The following is a 17,302-nucleotide window of genomic DNA, read 5'->3' as shown; positions in this document are numbered from 1 at the left end:
GCGAATCACTAAAATTTTTCGACTGTTTATTCTCCTAATGATTCCGTATTTTTGTAAAAAGGAAAACAATCATGTTCACAGGGATAATAGAAACTTTAGGCATAGTAAAAAATATACAACAAGATCAATCTAATATTCACTTTACAATTGAATCATCGCTATCAAATGAGCTAAAAATAGATCAAAGTGTGTCACATAACGGGGTTTGCTTAACTGTTGTAGAAATCAATACAAATACACATGTTGTAACTGCTATAGATGAGACTTTACAAAAGACTAATCTTGGTTATTTGCAAGTCGGTGATGTAGTGAATTTAGAGCGTTGTACACAAGCTAATGGACGTTTTGACGGACATATCGTACAAGGCCACGTGGATCAGACTGCTGTATGTATCGAACGCATCGATCAAAATGGAAGTTGGTTGTTCACTTTTCAATATGATCCAGCATTGAATAATATTACAGTGGAAAAAGGATCGATTACGGTAAATGGTATCAGTCTTACTGTCGTAAATTCTCAAAGAGATAGATTTTCGGTAGCTATTATTCCTTATACCATTGAAAACACGAATCTGCAACATGTAGATGTCGGTACAACTGTTAATTTAGAATTTGATATTGTAGGAAAATACGTTTCAAAAATAATGGCTCTTAGAGGATAAGAGCCATATTATTTATTCTAAGTACGACCCTTGTCGCATTAAGAGTGCGCGATATTTGTTGAAAACTGCTGATTTGGAAATGAAGCCCAAATAATTTCCATTTTTATCAATCACAGGTAAAATCCACACATCTTCACGATTCATTTTCTTCATCACAATATCCATGTTTTCATCTTCACGAACAATATCATTCGGTTTTTGTGCGAGTGCAGCGAAGTTCCGATTAACACCTTCCTCCTCACCTAGTAAGATTGAAAACAATCGTTCACTGTAGATTATACCTAAGAATTTCCCGTTAGGCTCTACAATAGGAAAAATATTTCTTTTGGAATGAATAATATCTGATTTTCGAACTTCAGGTGTTTCATCGGGAAAAAGTTTAACAAAGTTTGTTTCGATGACATAGCGAAGCTTCATCATGCTTAATACTGTTCTGTCTTTGTCTTCATACGAGATTAAGTCGCCCGAATCGGCTAAAACTTTTGTATAGATCGAATGTTTCATACCATTTCTATTGATGAGGTAAGAAATTGAAGCTACAATCATCAGTGGAACCATCAATGAATAACTTCCCGTCACTTCAGCAATCAGAAATATTCCCGTCAAGGGAGCGTGCATAATGCCACTTAATGCACCTGCCATACCTGCCATTACAAAATTAGGAACATTCAGTTCAATAATTCCGGTAAGGTTAATACCATATGCAAAAGCAAACCCCAGAAGTCCACCCATTACTAGACTTGGACCAAAAACTCCACCATTACCCCCACTATTTACTGTAATCAAAGCAGCTAGTGATTTTGCAAACAGTGTCAGTGTTGTATAACAAACTATTACCCAACCAATATTTCGAAAATCCGAAAACAAACTATTCTTAACGATAGCATCAAAATGCCCATTCAAAATCTGTTGTATTGTCAAATATCCTTCTCCATATAATGCAGGAAATATAAATATCAGTACACCCAGCGACACCCCACTCATCCATACTTTCATGTAAGGATTGGCAATAGAGCCTGCCCATTTTTTGACGGCTTGACTGAATTTTGAAAAGTATATCGTGTAAATACCTACAATTACAGCCAGTAATAAATAAAATAATAAAGCATTAACATCCCAATCCGTTACAGTGGTGTAAAACAAAGGCTCATCGTAGAGTATTTTGGAAACAACAGCCGCCAAAGCAGAAGCGATCAACAAGGGTATCAATACTGGTATGGAAAATTCTGTCAAGAGAATCTCAATTGAAAAGATCATTCCTGCCAGCGGACTATTAAATGCGCCTGAAATACCTGCCGAAGCACCACAAGCCAACAGCATTGTCAATTCCTTATAACTTAATCCAAAGAAACGACCTATATTCGAACCAATTGCGGCACCACTATGCGCTATCGGAGCCTCCAATCCTGATGAACCACCAAAGCCTACAGTCAATGCTGAGGTGATGATTTGAGAATACACATTGTGTGTTTCTATACGGCTTGATTTCCGCGAAATAGCGTATATAATTGGTGTGATACCATGTTCAAACTTTTTGCCGCGTAAAAACTTACGGAGGTATATAACCGAAAGCAAAATACCGATAAGCGGAAAAATCAGGTAAAGCGAATATTTGTATTGCCAATCTATATCGTCTTGTAAAAATGAAGCGATAGAATGCGTCATCGCTTTCAATAATGATGCAGCAATACCTCCCACTATCCCCACTAGAAAGGCGAGTATAATAATAAAATTTCGGTTAGAAACACGCTGCATTCGCCACTTATTCAGCTGTTCTAATTTTTTGGATAACCTAATCATAGTTTACAGGTTAAAACCCATTATTTCTTTTTTCCTTTTCGATTTGAAACGTTCGGGCACAATTTCTAAGATTTCATTAATCAGTGTATTAACAGCTTGCTTCTTTACAAAGTTCTGCGTCGTGACAACTGAAATTTCTCGCACGGGCTCTGGAGCTTTAAAATAACGTACATGCGCTAATTCATCTTCATTATAGTTCATGATACTCATTTCAGGCAAAATGGTTATTCCTGAATTAATATCTACCATACGTTTTAACGTCTCAACTGATCCCGTATTGTATTCAAAAGTACCTTCAGAACCGTAATTGTGTTTGTAATTACAAATATTCAATACCTGTCCACGCATACAATGTCCTTCGTTCAACAACCACAATTTTTCCTCGCCTATATCATCTGTACTTAACACTTTCTTTTGATACAAATTGCTTTTTTCAGAAACATAGGCCACAAATGTCTCGTAAAAAATAGGTGTCTCAAGAATATTACTTTCCGTCAATGGTGTCGAAAGAATGCCGCAATCTAGCAAACCTTGTTTTAACTCATGTACAATACGTTCTGTGGTGTATTCCCAGATTTGAAGTTTTACTTTTGGGTATTTTTTCAAAAAAGCTGTAATGACATCAGGTAGCAAATACGGTGCTACAGTAGGAATTACACCGACACGTAATTCACCCTCTAGCTCTCCTTTCTTTTCTTGCAAAATTTCATTTATTTTTTTGCTTTCCATAAGCACAATACGTGCCTGCTCAATGATTTTGAGCCCAACTTCTGTAGGTACAACAGGTTGTCTACTTCGGTCGAATATTTTGACCCCGAACGATTCTTCTAGCTTTTGGATTTGCATACTCAATGTTGGTTGCGTCACAAAACATTTTTCCGCTGCAGCTACAAAACTTCTATAGGTATCTACCGCAACAATATATTCCAGTTGAACTAATGTCATTCTATAAATTTTTCTTATACAAAGGTAAGAAAGTTATAAGCAAAACACATTGAAAGGAGTATTTTCTCTTCTAAATGCATTCATAGCCTTTGTAAAAGAATTTGTATTTTTGAGCAAATACATTTTAATATGAAATTAAATCTTAAGTCAGTAGTATTAACTGCACTTCTTTTGGGTTCAGCTTCCATGTTTAGCGCTTCCATTCCAGATGAAGGAATGTTTCCATTAAGCGAACTGAGCCGTGCAGGACTAAAAAAAGCAGGACTAAAAATCAGTGAGAAAGATATTTACAATCCTGGACAAATAGGTTTGGTAGATGCGCTTGTACAGGTTTCAGGCTGCTCTGGCTCGTTTGTGTCTCCTAATGGACTTATAATAACCAATCATCATTGCGCTTTTAGCGCGGTACAATTGGCTTCTACACCAACCGCAAATTATCTAGAAAACGGTTTTGTGGCATCATCTCAAGAGCAAGAAATCGAAGCCAAAGGATTGACTATTCGTATCACAGATTCATACGAAGATGTATCTGCTCGTATTTTGAATGCTGTTGCCAACATTTCAGATCCAGTAGAACGCATCAATACTATTATCAAAATGCGTGAGCAAATAGCGAAAGAGGCAGAAGCAAAAGACCCAAGCATCAAAGCAGAAGTGTCCGAAATGTTTATCGGCAAATCGTATGTTTTATTCCGTTACAAGACTATCGAAGATGTGCGCTTGGTATATATTCCTAGACAAGATATTGGTGAGTTTGGCGGTGAGACGGACAATTGGGTATGGCCGAGACATACAGGTGATTTTTCATTCTTAAGAGCGTATGTTTCTCCAGATGGAAAACCTGCTAAATATTCTAAAGACAATGTCCCCTATCAACCTAAGAAGCATTTAAAAGTAAACCCAAAAGGTGTTGAAGAAAATGATTTCGTATTTATTTTGGGTTATCCTGGTCGCACCTTCCGACATAGACCCGCACGATTCATTGAATATCAGCAAAAATTTTTATTGCCATTTACGTCAGAATTGAATGATTTTCAAAATCAACAAATGATGTTGGCTGGAAAAAATGATAAAGCTACTGAATTAGCATTAGCAACACGCATCAAGCGTAATGCCAATGTGATGAAAAATTACCGCGGAAAACTAAAAGGTCTACGTAATATTGATTTAGTAAGCACAAAGAAAAAAGAAGATCAAGAGTTGTCTAATTTTATTAATTCAAAACCTGAGCTAAAATCGAACTATGGCACATTAATGCAAGATATTGATCAGCATTATCAGTTGGTATTTTCTGATGCATTGCGCGAACTCTGGTTTAACAACTTGTATTCAGGAATCCGCACTATGCATGTTGCAAACATGATTAATTCCTTCAAAATTGCTGTTGCAAATCAAAAAAGTGAAATAGATCGCAAACGAATTTTTGATTTGAATATTGAAAATGTAAAAAAACAATTGGACGCTGTATATGAAAGTTATAACATCATTGCAGACAAAAATATTGCAGCGCGCATGTTTTCTGATGCATTAAACCTAACTGACAAACATCGCATACAAACGATCCAAAAAAGAAATTTTGCAACGAATGATCAAGCTTCATCATTCATCCAAAACGCAATTGATAAGTCCCAATTAAATTCGAAACAGAACTTATACACTACGGTTCTAAAAGATGCTAATTCATTAATTAATTATTCTGATGATATTTTAAATCTTCAAGTAGAGCTTGGCGAAGAGTTAGGCGTTTTCAGAGAAGAATTAAAACGTCGTGAAGGTGTATTGAACCAATTGATGGGGGATTATGTCGCTGTAAAAGAAGTTTTTCAATCGAAAAATTTCATTCCTGACGCAAACTCTACCTTGCGATTGACATTTGGTAATATCAAAGGCTATAGTCCTGCTGATGCGACTTATATGTCTCCATTCACAACAGTAAAAGGTTTGTTGGAAAAAGGAAGCTCTGGTGATCCTGAATTTGCATATCCACAGCCCATCAAAGATGCATGGTTAGCAAAGAATTTCGGGCCATATACGCGTAAAGGCACAAACGATGTTCCGGTGAATATCCTATACAATATGGATACAACGGGTGGTAACTCAGGATCTCCTATCATGAATGCTTATGGCGAATTAATTGGTGTGAACTTTGACCGCTCTTACGACGCAACGATTAACGATTTTGCGTGGAATGAGAGCTATAGCCGTTCGATTGGTGTAGACATACGCTATGTATTGTGGATTGCCGACAAGATTGACAATGCACAGTTTATTCTAAAAGAAATGGGAATCTAATACTTAGAGGTGCTTTAAGCACCTCTAATACTATAAAAGACGTAAGCATGAAATATATCATTACAATAGCTGGTTTGTTTTGTAGTCTAATGACGTTTGGGCAAACCAAAATTGCAAATACGGAAGCTTTACAAAAAATAAATAACGAAGATGTTCAGCTCGTTGATGTACGAACTGATGAAGAATACAGCAAGAAGCATCTTAAAAATTCTATCCATATTAATTGGAATGATAAAGAAAACTTTGATGCTTTAGCGAGTAAATTAAATAAGAAAAAGCCAGTTTATGTGTATTGTTTGTCTGGTGGACGTTCCAATAAAGCTGCACAATATTTGGCAGAAAAAGGTTTCGAAGTATTTGATATTGAAGGGGGAATAATGAAATGGGAAGCATCAAATCTACCTTTAGTTTCTGCTAACGAAAAAACAACAGGAATCACCTATGACGCATACGAATCTCTAACTAAAGGTCATCCAAAAGTACTTGTTAACTTCTATGCGGAGTGGTGTGCTCCTTGCAAAGAATTGGCTCCAATAATTGATAAAATAGCTCAAAAGCATGCAGATAATTTGAAGGTAATCAAGATTGACGCCGATGAAAACAAAGATTTACTTAAGCAACTGGGAATTTCAGGAATTCCCCAATTGTATATATTTAAAGATGGCCAAAAAACTTGGTCAAAATCTGGTTTAACTACTCTTAAAACTTTAGAGAAAAAATTAAAATAATGATGAATACTGCTACACTTATTATCGCTACATTATTTGGAAGTAGTGCCATCATCTTAGGCGCTTTTGGTGCTCATGCATTCAAGAAACTGATTTCAGCCGAAAAGTTAGCATCTTTTGAAGTAGGTGTTCGTTATCAAATGTATTCGGCATTGATTTTACTGATTCTTGGATTTCAATTGAATTTTGATATTTATAGTGAACGCCTAGCTGTATATGGTATTACCGCAGGAACGATTCTTTTCTCTTTTAGCATTTACTTTCTGTCATTCGCCGAATATTGGAAAAAGAATTTGAAATTCTTGGGTCCCATTACTCCTATTGGTGGTTTGCTTATGCTAATTGGATGGATATCTTTAATGATTTCATTTTTGAGATAAGTGTAACATTGATTGAATAACGTATTTAGAGTACAATAACAATATCTCTCAGAAGTTTTAGATTGTATTCAAATTTACAAAGCCATTTCTGAACTTATAAATTCAGAGATGGCTTTTTTTTATAAATAATTATTAAATTAACCATAAATAAATGATTATGAAAAGTATAACCAGCGAACAACACCAAGAATTACTTACCATTTTAGAGAAAAGATTTTTAAAAAACATGCATCGTCATCCTTCTCTAAACTGGGAAGACATATACAATAAATTAAAAAACGATTCACAAAAGCTAAATTCATTATATAGAATGGAAGAAACTGGTGGAGAACCAGATGTAGTTCAATTAACAGAAGATAACGAGGGTATTAATTTCGTTGACTGCTCTACAGAGACGCCAAAAGGGAGAAGAAGTATATGCTATGATCACGAGGCATTGGAATCAAGAAAGCAATATAAACCTGAGGATTCAGCAATAAATATGGCTCAAGAAATGGGAATTCAATTGTTGAATGAAGATCTATATTTCCAACTTCAAAAAGTAGGTGAATTTGATTTGAAAACATCGAGTTGGCTCTTAACACCTAAAGACGTTCGCTCAAAAGGAGGTGCCCTATTTGGTGATAAAAGATTTGGAAGAGTTTTTATATATCACAATGGAGCAGATTCATATTATGGTGTAAGAGGATTTAGAGGAATATTGAAATTGTAAACAATCTTACCAATTAACCTGTTCAATATGGAGATGCTTAGTGGTTATGAAATTGATTAATGCGAAAGATTATTCTTAAATTCATAGAATACAACTCTACAAATATGCATCTACAACACAGAGTTATATAGAACTAAATTATATGATATTGAAAAAACTTGGGTTTACAAACAGAAATAAAATCAAGACAACAACACTAATTTTTTCGGTTCTTTGTTTGATATTGCTTACCAATCTTCAGGAAAGAATGATGATAAAACGTCTCAATGAGACTGTTACATCAATTTATGAGGACAGGGTGGTGGTTGGAAATTATATATTGCAACTGTCTAATTATATAGAGGAAATTGTGCAATCTTTAAAATCAAATCCTTCGAATAACAGCTATTTAATAAATTTACTGTCAAAGATTGATTCCATTAATATAGCTTATGACAAAACTTTCTTGACCGAAAAAGAAAAGATTAATTTCATACAATTCACACAGATTTCCGAAAAAATGAAGAAATCGATTGAAAATGGAAATATCACAGATGCGCTTAATAATGGATCACAGGCGGAAAATATTCTTAGGGTTTTATCATCGATACAAGTTGAAGAAGGTAAAGATAAATTAGACGAGGTATTAGCAATGACTAATACACGAAGTATTCTATCCTATCTTGAGATTGTTATTATTATTGTAATTTCTATTTTAATTCAGAAAATAATATTATCAACAAAACCCTTAATTATCAAAAAAACAGAAAATGATCATAATTTGAATTGAACATTCCTAATATTATTTAGTAAATGGCCCAAATATTTTTAACAAATTTTACTAAAATATTTAATTTATGTATCTTGCCACTCTGTAACTGAATCCCAATGGTTACCAAATTCTATCTATTGATTAAAAGACATGAGTAAAATATCAGTATTATATGTAGATGATGAAGAGAATAACTTGTTCTCATTCAAAGCGAATTTCAGATTAAAATATAAGGTTCACACTGCTATTAGTGGTAAAGATGCCTTAGAAATTCTAAAAAAAGAAGCTATTGACATTATTATTACAGACCAAAGGATGCCTGAGATGACTGGTGTTGAGTTTTTGGAGAAAGTAATTGATATTAATGCAGAACCTATGCGCATATTGTTAACAGGATATACGGATATGGGCGCAGTAATTGATGCGGTGAATAAAGGGAAAATTTTCCATTACCTAACTAAACCTTGGAATGAATCAGAATTGGATGAGACTATCCAAAGAGCTTATCAAATATATTCAGACAGAAAATCAACATTAGAACAATTCTCAAAATTAGAAGTCTCTAATGAACAGCTAGAATTTCTATTAAGACAAAAGCTTTTGTCTTAATAGAAGCTATTTGCTAGGAATATTTACAATAAATTCTGTTCCTTTTAATAATTCAGACTCAATTTCTATTGTTCCCTGAATCTTGAGTATTGCTGCACTTACATTGTAAAGACCAAATCCCATACCTTGGGATTGGTTACTCGCTCGATAGAATAATTTAAAGATCTCTTCTTTAGCATCTTCAGGAATACCAATACCATTATCTTTCACTCTAATAGTCAAATTACCTTTTGAAACTGTGATTGAAACATGTATAAACTGATTCTCTTGCAAATCATTTTGGTATTTAAATGCATTGCTCAGCAAATTATGTATTATTAATTCGATTAATGATAAATCATTTTTGAAATTTGTATTTTGATCAACATCAACTTTAAAGTCAATTTGTGTCTTCTGAACTGATACTTGATAAAATTCCCTAAGCGTGTTTGCTAATTCATGAAAATCAATATCCACAAGTAGCAATTCACCTCTCCTTAGTAAATAGTAGTCCCGCAAGCTATCAATATATTGATCAAGCTTCAGAATAGAGCCTTGCATTAATAATAAGAGGTTGTGTATATCCTTTACTTTATCGTAACCTAAAGCATAAGTTATCGCTGAAAGCACGCCAGTAAGTGGATCACGAAGATCGTGACTTACACTATATGCAAATTTATCTAATTCATCATAAGCTTTTTGTAACTCCTGATTCCTTATATCTAATAGAGATGTTGTTATATAGAATTTGTTTGCCTCTTGAATGGATGAAATAATCTCTTCGTTCATCCACGGTTTACGAACAAACTTAAAGATATTTCCTTTATTAATCGCATCAATGACCACAATCATATCCGCATATGCAGTCAACAATATACGAATTGGACGAGGAAATTTTACTTTGATTCTCTCCAAAAAGTCAACCCCCAACTCATCAGGCATGCGTTGATCACAGAATATTATTCTTATATCTGGATTTTCTGTTAAAATCATCTCTGCCTCCTTGGTATTAGAAGCAATATGAATTTTATAATCAATTCTGAAGTTCGCTTTAAACCCCAAAAGATTGTTTAATTCATCGTCAACATATAGAATTTCAATTTTTTCCATAATATGAATATTTACTTCGGTGATTGCTTAATAGGTAAGATGACATTAAAGATCGTACCACCGCCGATATTGTTTTCAATCAAAATTTTGCCATTATGATTTTCTATGGTTTTATAAGCAATTGACATGCCTAATCCCGTGCCTTCTCCCACATCTTTTGTTGTAAAGAATGGTTCGAAAATTTTATGCTTAATATCATCTGGAATACCTATTCCATTATCCGTTATCTTAATAAACACAGAAGAACCATTATCGATTAGTCCAGTTTCAATTTTTAATACCCCCTCAGATGTAGATTGGAATTTTTTATCTAATGCGTAAATAGCATTTGTTATAATATTTAAGAAAACTTGATTCAATTTTCCTGCATGACACTCAATTATTGGAATGTCTCCGTATTCTTTTATAACTGTAATTTTATCTTTGACTAAAGTATTCAATATTACCATAGTCGATTCTATGCCTTCATTTATATCCGAAAATTTCCAAGTATCTTCGTCGACTCTTGAAAATACACGCAGACTTTTCACTATTTCTGCAGTTCTACTTGCCCCCTCAAACATTCCTTTCAATAAATATTCAACCTCAACTTTAAGGTAATCCAGATCCAATTCGTCTTTATATTCGGCTATTAACTTAGCTTTATCTTCTGGTAAAATTTCATAATTTAAAGCCAATTTTTCAAACTTATCAACAGCATCCCACAGCATATCCATATCTCTACGCAATGGCGCAACATTAGACGTAACAAAGTTAATCGGGTTATTAATTTCGTGTGCAACTCCTGCTGTCAATTGACCTAATGAAGCCATCTTTTCTGCTTCTACAAGTTGTGATTGTGTTTCTTTTAGATGATCAAGAGTGGTCTGTAAAGAATCATTACTTTCGGTCAACTCGCGAGTGCGCTCATCAACTTTTTGTTCCAATAATACATTTTGCTCTTTAACTAAGCGTTCGTTCTCCAGCGAAACTGCCAACTCACGTGCCTGTGATTCCTCATTTTCTTTGCGGTATATATTTATTTTGTCTCCAAGAGCGAATGAAAGTAAAATAGCCTCAATGACCGATCCGATCTGTACTGATCTTAATGTAAAAAAATTATGAGGTAGAATGTTATAATCTTTTAATACGTACACTAATACACTTATTAAAAATATACACCATGCAAATAGAAAATACTTCGTTTGCCTATACTTTTCTCGAGACAATCTAAATGCTAAAATTAGTACAATAGTAGATCCACCTCCTGCTACAAAATTGACCATCTTATATGCAGGAGTTATTATTCCAGCAATAAGTAAAATTATAGCCACTACATATCCAACAATGAATACATTTAATAAAACATTAAATTTTGGTGATTCTTGAGCAGTTTGTAAAAATGATTTGACGAAGAAAATCGCAGCTATACCCGATATTGCACCAGAAAATGTTAGCAATCGACTTGTTACCCATTTATTATCCAAGTCGAGTAATGGCTCAAGCAATCCTAAAATTGCCATTTGGGCTACAACTACCCAAAATATATAATTTACATAAGTATAATAGTGTGCCTCTCTTGTAGAGAAATAAAGGAAAATATTATACAGGATCATGGAGAGCATTAGTCCTATATAAATGGCAGAAAATATATCCGATTGTAAGAGTGAATTAAACAAACTCTTGGGCGTATGAATAGAAATCGGTGCAGAAAGCTGTGTATGACTAAAGAGCTTAAAATAGCATTCAACTTCTTCACCCTTTTTTAAAGGCAATTCAAATAAATAATATTGGTGATTGAACCCCAAATTATCTCCCTTTCCACCAACACGAGAGTCTATACTATCTACAATACCGTCTTTAATCCAATAAAAAACAACATTATCAATATTAGTTTGTGATAAATTAATAACCAATTCATTAACATCAGAATAATTTTTGAGAGAAAATTTAATCCAATTATTTGCTCCGTCCACACCCAAATTAGGTACTTCTTCATCACTTGCAATGAATTTTTCGTTTAGCAGTCTAACTTCATCAAATGTCAACGACCTTGTTTGGTCTTTTAAAATAGAAATATTCTTCCCTATATATTCTCCACAATTTTCAATTGAAAACGTTACGTAATCATTTGCATTTGCAAAAGACGAATAAGCAAAGACGAATAATAAAAAAAGAATAGCTTTAAAATTCATAGGACAACAATTGTTTTATAGATTATTATTATCTCTGATAATTTTCTCAACGTCTATATAATATCTTCCTGAAGGAACATCTTGATCAAGCAGTAATCCACGACATACAGTCGTAGTAATGCTGCCACCTAACACTACCTCCGACGCCAACTGGGGCCATGAAGCTAATGTTTTATTAATTTCAGGAACTGACAATTTCATTCTTTCTGATAGATTTGGAGCATCAACTATTTTCATTAGATAACCCATCTTCTCTTCTTTTGATAAAGTGTTGATGTTATCGCTAGTCAATCCCTCAGCTAAACCATGGATTAGCGGCCTGTCCGGATCTAAATCAAAACGTTCAATATCCAACATCCCTTTATCATTGGTATCCATTACTACAGGAATCTGTGCTGCACGCGCTTTCAAACGACTATTAATCTTTACTTCAAAACTATCACAAACTTCAACTAGCACATCAATACCTCCACTCCCGGTCAAAAAATCATCAAAATTAGATTCCACAACACCCTCTGGAAAGATTTCCACATCTATATAAGGATCTATTTCTGCTATTTCTCGGGCTGCAATCACAACCTTTGGTACAGCCAAATTAAAAACGCCAGTGCGTAATCTATTCATATTACTAAGATCCAAAGAATCAAAATCAGCTAATCTTAATTTACCACAAATACGCTCCATAGCGATAGTCAATGCAATAGATTGTCCGACAGATAGTCCAATGATCCCTATAGTTTTAGTTGTTAATTTACGCTGTTCCTCCTTCGATATTTTAAGCTGATTGCGATTGGTTCTCACTTCAATGAAATCATCTTCCTCAAGAATATGGACCAATGTTTTTCGCCATGGATAATATACCCAAACTCCAAAATCAGCTACATTTTTATTTTTTAAAATAGTACTTCTTAATTTTTCAGATTCTTCCACCCCAACTCCCGTCGGATACCGGCATCGAATAAGTTCTGTTATTTGTCTTTCTATTTCATCAAATACGAAAGCAACATTTTCACTATTTTTGAGTTCATCTAATAGTTTCTTTTCTTCAATATTTGAAGTTCTAAAGAAGATTGGTTTATAAGGAAATTGATTTTCCAAAAGATCTTTCATATATTATGTATTCAAAACTCCTTTACATTATTTGTATATCACTATCATCTAGATCCTTGTCCAACCTAGTTCTTTTAGGTAGATTTGCAATAATTTCATTTAAGTTCCATTGACCTTTAAAATCTAACTCTAATTGGTATTGGATTTCTATCTCTTTAGAACGCAATACTTCAATCCTAGTACAGTTCAAATTATTACGCAAATCCAAAATTGCATTCTTATCCTCATCAGAAGCTAAACCCAATGTGGTAATGTCCTCTAATACCATAGTAGTAGCCAAAAGATCTAATTTGGGATAGTAAAATGTACCATTATTTCCGATACTCGTCTCTTGTCTATATCCTACACTTTTCGTTAAGTTAATCGTATAGGGAGCACATAGCGCAAATAAAGATTTGATTCCAATTTGCTCAGATATAGCAATTGCAGCTCTTGTAAGGAAAATACTTCCGATACCATATCCTGCAATTTCCCTTGAATTCCAAAGACCACAACCTTCACCTGTTCCTTCTTGCGCATATTCCCACACCAAATCAAAAATCTTTGGGTCTAATTTCCCAGTTGCCTCTTCAATAGGAAGAGGTTGTGAGCCACCGGCTACATGAATACGAGCGCCACCATACACATTCTCTCCATCCAAAGATTCTACTATCAAGACAAATGCTGCAGGATTATACATCCAATCATTTTTGGAGGAGGTAACTTTTTTTACACCTATTGCAGTAAGTACATGTTCATGCCCTGCAATAAAACGTTCACAAGTTTTTGGATCGTCTATGGCTCTAAAAGCCCTTAATCGAACGACTGGTCTTCCCTCTTTAAAAACTAATGCCACTGTAAATATTTAATATGGTGTATATATTGATTTGTAATTAAACTAAAGCAACTAATATTCATGGATTAAGTTATATTCTGATTATACTCATCCAATAATTTATAAATGCCTTCTCTGTCTATTGGTTTTATAATGTATTCTTTGATAAACTGATATTCCTGTAATTTCCCTAAGTCTAATGAACTCTTGGAAGAACTAACAATGTATATTGTAGTGGTATGAATAAAATCAAAATTATTAACAACCAGATTTTCGATCAATTCCCATCCATTCATAAATGGCATATTGATATCAACAAAAAGCATATCTGGAAACAAATTGGGATTATCCTTAATAGATGAAAAATGATTCCAAGCGGTTTTACCATTCGAAAAAATTTCGACGTCTATTTCTGTAGAAGGATAATCTTCCAGAAATTTTTTGAATAAGAAACAGAAGATAGCATTATCTTCTACTAGCGTTACGCGCATAGGATTCATAGGTAATAAACACCAAATGTGTTCTAAAATATGTGAGTATCATACCATAATTAGCAATGATAACGTTGTCATCATTAAATAATAATCAGCACGTCAACACTAATAAAACTCTAGAATACAAAAGGTTAGATTGAAAAGACTATATTAAAATAATCTTAAAATTGTTTTCATATCAAATATAACTAATCTTCGAATATCAAAATTAGTTTCACGCAAAATACAAAAACTTTTTATATCCGCATAACTTAACAAAAACATTAAAAAGTAATCTATATATCTTGCGCAATAGCATATCCAGCAGCCCAAGCCCATTGAAAATTGTAGCCCCCCAGCCAACCTGTGATGTCTACAGCTTCGCCACCAAAATACAAACCAGGATTTTTCTTTGATTCTAAAGTTTTAGGATTTAGTTCTGTGGTAGAAATCCCTCCACGCATAACTTCCGCTTTATCGTAACCTTTATCCCCAGCAGGTTTGACTATGAACTTGTGAATAGTATCAATTATTAATTTGGCATCAACCTTACTTAAAGATGCAATTTTTACATCTAATGGCAAGAATTTACCCAAAGCATCAACCATTTTTCTTGTAAAAAAATCGTTTAACATCTGTCCGACAAGACGCTTTCCTCCATTATTACGTTCTTGCTTGATGACATCCTCCAATTTGAATTTTGGCAACAAGTCGATGGTAAAGGTATCTCCAGCTTTCCAATAGGATGAAATCTGCAAAATAGCTGGTCCACTCAACCCCCAATGTGTAAAAAGGATATTCTCTTCGAAAGATATTTTGTCATTATAAACCCGCGCAAAGACCGAATTCCCAGAAAGTGAAGCATACCAGTCTGCATCTTTCCCTGTGATGGTCAATGGTACCAAAGCGGGTGCAGTTTGTACAATTTTAAGATTAAATTGACGCGCTACGCGTAATGCAAAATCCGAAGCACCTAACTTGTGCACAGGCAAACCTCCAGAGGCAAAAACTATTTTTTGAGCTGTTAATTTTTCTTCTTTACCATTACGAATAATGGTAAGCTCATATTCTTGAGCAACTTTATCGACAGCTTTGACCAAGGTATTGAGCCACAAATCTTGACTTGTTTCGTATAACAACTTGGTAAACGTTGCTACAATATCTTTTGCTTTATTTGTCGTAGGAAATAGTTGACCTAGTGTCTTTTCCTGTGGTTTTATTCCACCAAAATTTTCAAAAAACTGAATGGTGTCTTCTACTGTCCATTGCGAAAAAACAGCATTCAAAAATTTGGGATTTTCGGAAACGAAATTTTCTATAGAAGTTCCAAGGTTGGTAAAATTACAACGTCCTCCTCCGGAGATGAGAATTTTAGCGCCAGGCTTATCATTTCCTTCAAGAACCAATGTCTTCTTCCCTAACAAACCTGCCTGCGCAGCACACATCAATCCACACGCTCCAGCTCCAATAATTATTGCATCGTAATTTGCCACTATGTTTTCTACTTAGAATGCCAAAGATAGGTCGTCTTGCCAAATATGACAAGTTTATAGAAATGAAAAATCCCGAAGCATCTTTAACTTCGGGATTTCATCTTTAATATTTTGAAGAAATAAGCTCTCCTTCTACAGTTACTGTTCGTCTTTCTCGAGAGGAGATATCTCCCAATTCAAGAATACGTATCACGTCGCGGGCTTCTTCTGGCTTGATGAATAATGCGTCCTCACCACGCAATGTCGCAACAATATTTTTATAAAAATCCTGTCCCGTACCGATCTCACTTAAAACATACTCGTGCACATCTTCACCGTTCTCTAATAGAGAAAGTGAACCTTGTATTTCTGCTGATTCTACACCCCAATCAGCTTTAGACTCCGGGCGAACACCTGCACGTAACAAATTTTCCTGTGGATCAACTCCTTTTTTCACAAAAGAACCATTCATCCCATAAATAGCAAATCTTGGAGTTGGCTCTTTCGCTAGCATTTGGCCTCTTAAAATAACTTTAAGACGAGGATAAGATAAAATATATTCAAAGTCATCAATTGCTTCAGCGCCGTCACGTTGTACGCGTAAATCCGCAAAAACATATTCCGGATGACCAAATATTTGTAAAGCTTGATCGATCAAATGTGCACCTAAGTCGTAATGAATTCCAGAACCAGGACCAGCCTGTTCACGCCACGCTCCTTCTCTCAAAAAATTACGAAAACGGTCAAATCGCGCTTCATAACTTACTACTCTGCCTAATCTTCCCTCAGCTAATACACGTTTCACAGTTTTGAAATCTGAATGGAATCGTGCATTGTGATGCACTGACAGTAATAATCCTTTTTTCTTCGCTAAAGCGATTAATTCATCCGCTTCCGATGTGGTATTGGTAAAAGGCTTTTCGACGATGACATGTTTACCGGTTTCCAAAGCTTGCTTGGTCAGACTGTAATGCACATCATTGGACGTTGCTACCACTACAATATCCACTTCAGAATCATTGATTATTTCATCTGCCGAAAGGACGCCAATAGCTTCTGGATAGCGTTCAGCTAACATTTTTTGTTGCTCTTCTTTACGAGCAGTAACCTTATATAATTCTAAATCTGGATTACTTGCAATAAAAGGAGCATGAAATACATGTCCACCAATTGAAAACCCTATTAAACCTACTTTGTATCTCTTCATAGTTTTATTCTGGTGCATATAAGATGCCAAATATACTTAGGTATTATCGCAAAAAAAATAATCTAACCAAAATGGTTAGATTAT

The 17,302-nt window shown here is 34.5% G+C and carries 16 protein-coding genes; 7 read left to right on the top strand and 9 right to left on the bottom strand.

The window, feature by feature from the left end:
• The first annotated feature begins 71 nt into the window (after nucleotides 1-71).
• On the top strand, nucleotides 72-662 hold the full coding sequence (locus FLS47_RS11245; RefSeq protein ID WP_149914461.1) for a riboflavin synthase: 591 nt from the start codon (nucleotides 72-74) through the stop codon (nucleotides 660-662).
• A gap of 12 nt (nucleotides 663-674) precedes the next feature.
• Here FLS47_RS11245 and FLS47_RS11240 read toward each other — a convergent pair whose 3' ends face one another.
• On the bottom strand, nucleotides 675-2,462 hold the full coding sequence (locus FLS47_RS11240) for a chloride channel protein (protein WP_149914460.1): 1,788 nt from the start codon (nucleotides 2,460-2,462) through the stop codon (nucleotides 675-677).
• Nucleotides 2,463-2,465: 3 nt separating this feature from the next.
• The gene (locus tag FLS47_RS11235) at nucleotides 2,466-3,407 is read right to left on the bottom strand and encodes a hydrogen peroxide-inducible genes activator (protein ID WP_149914459.1); all 942 of its coding nucleotides are present in this window, start codon (nucleotides 3,405-3,407) and stop codon (nucleotides 2,466-2,468) included.
• A 129-nt stretch (nucleotides 3,408-3,536) separates the two neighbouring features.
• Here FLS47_RS11235 and FLS47_RS11230 point away from each other — a divergent pair, with 129 nt between their 5' ends.
• The 6 genes from FLS47_RS11230 to FLS47_RS11205 all read left to right on the top strand — a co-directional run bounded on the left by FLS47_RS11230 (nucleotide 3,537) and on the right by FLS47_RS11205 (nucleotide 8,879).
• The gene (locus FLS47_RS11230) at nucleotides 3,537-5,699 is read left to right on the top strand and encodes a S46 family peptidase (protein WP_149914458.1); all 2,163 of its coding nucleotides are present in this window, start codon (nucleotides 3,537-3,539) and stop codon (nucleotides 5,697-5,699) included.
• 47 nt (nucleotides 5,700-5,746) lie between these two features.
• Nucleotides 5,747-6,427, top strand: a complete 681-nt coding sequence (locus FLS47_RS11225; protein ID WP_149914457.1) for a thioredoxin domain-containing protein — start codon at nucleotides 5,747-5,749, stop codon at nucleotides 6,425-6,427.
• Nucleotides 6,427-6,807, top strand: a complete 381-nt coding sequence (locus tag FLS47_RS11220) for a DUF423 domain-containing protein (RefSeq protein ID WP_223225245.1) — start codon at nucleotides 6,427-6,429, stop codon at nucleotides 6,805-6,807. The genes FLS47_RS11225 and FLS47_RS11220 overlap by 1 nt, the downstream gene beginning before the upstream one ends.
• A gap of 157 nt (nucleotides 6,808-6,964) precedes the next feature.
• Nucleotides 6,965-7,519, top strand: coding sequence for a DUF4256 domain-containing protein (locus FLS47_RS11215; RefSeq protein ID WP_223225244.1), 555 nt, complete (start codon nucleotides 6,965-6,967; stop codon nucleotides 7,517-7,519).
• 142 nt (nucleotides 7,520-7,661) lie between these two features.
• On the top strand, nucleotides 7,662-8,288 hold the full coding sequence (locus FLS47_RS11210; RefSeq protein WP_149914455.1) for an MCP four helix bundle domain-containing protein: 627 nt from the start codon (nucleotides 7,662-7,664) through the stop codon (nucleotides 8,286-8,288).
• Between the two features lie 132 nt (nucleotides 8,289-8,420).
• A complete protein-coding gene (locus tag FLS47_RS11205; protein WP_149914454.1) occupies nucleotides 8,421-8,879 on the top strand; it encodes a response regulator in 459 nt (152 codons plus the stop codon).
• A gap of 6 nt (nucleotides 8,880-8,885) precedes the next feature.
• Here the strand turns inward: FLS47_RS11205 and FLS47_RS11200 are convergent, their stop codons facing one another.
• The 7 genes from FLS47_RS11200 to FLS47_RS11170 all read right to left on the bottom strand — a co-directional run bounded on the left by FLS47_RS11200 (nucleotide 8,886) and on the right by FLS47_RS11170 (nucleotide 17,218).
• The gene (locus tag FLS47_RS11200) at nucleotides 8,886-9,968 is read right to left on the bottom strand and encodes a hybrid sensor histidine kinase/response regulator (protein ID WP_223225243.1); all 1,083 of its coding nucleotides are present in this window, start codon (nucleotides 9,966-9,968) and stop codon (nucleotides 8,886-8,888) included.
• Nucleotides 9,969-9,979: 11 nt separating this feature from the next.
• The gene (locus FLS47_RS18795; RefSeq protein WP_149914452.1) at nucleotides 9,980-12,142 is read right to left on the bottom strand and encodes a sensor histidine kinase; all 2,163 of its coding nucleotides are present in this window, start codon (nucleotides 12,140-12,142) and stop codon (nucleotides 9,980-9,982) included.
• Between the two features lie 15 nt (nucleotides 12,143-12,157).
• A complete protein-coding gene (locus FLS47_RS11190) occupies nucleotides 12,158-13,252 on the bottom strand; it encodes a ThiF family adenylyltransferase (RefSeq protein WP_149914451.1) in 1,095 nt (364 codons plus the stop codon).
• A 22-nt stretch (nucleotides 13,253-13,274) separates the two neighbouring features.
• Nucleotides 13,275-14,087, bottom strand: a complete 813-nt coding sequence (locus FLS47_RS11185; RefSeq protein WP_149914450.1) for a hypothetical protein — start codon at nucleotides 14,085-14,087, stop codon at nucleotides 13,275-13,277.
• A gap of 65 nt (nucleotides 14,088-14,152) precedes the next feature.
• Nucleotides 14,153-14,557, bottom strand: coding sequence for a response regulator (locus FLS47_RS11180; RefSeq protein WP_188347417.1), 405 nt, complete (start codon nucleotides 14,555-14,557; stop codon nucleotides 14,153-14,155).
• A gap of 278 nt (nucleotides 14,558-14,835) precedes the next feature.
• On the bottom strand, nucleotides 14,836-15,984 hold the full coding sequence (locus tag FLS47_RS11175) for a BaiN/RdsA family NAD(P)/FAD-dependent oxidoreductase (protein ID WP_394349526.1): 1,149 nt from the start codon (nucleotides 15,982-15,984) through the stop codon (nucleotides 14,836-14,838).
• 151 nt (nucleotides 15,985-16,135) lie between these two features.
• Nucleotides 16,136-17,218, bottom strand: coding sequence for a Gfo/Idh/MocA family oxidoreductase (locus FLS47_RS11170; protein ID WP_149914447.1), 1,083 nt, complete (start codon nucleotides 17,216-17,218; stop codon nucleotides 16,136-16,138).
• Between the last annotated feature and the right edge of the window lie 84 nt (nucleotides 17,219-17,302).

It is taken from the genome of Sphingobacterium cavernae, assembly GCF_008520265.1.
Lineage (GTDB): Bacteria > Bacteroidota > Bacteroidia > Sphingobacteriales > Sphingobacteriaceae > Sphingobacterium > Sphingobacterium cavernae.
Note: the sequence above shows the minus strand (reverse complement) of the source record. Positions and strands in the feature narration are given on the sequence as shown.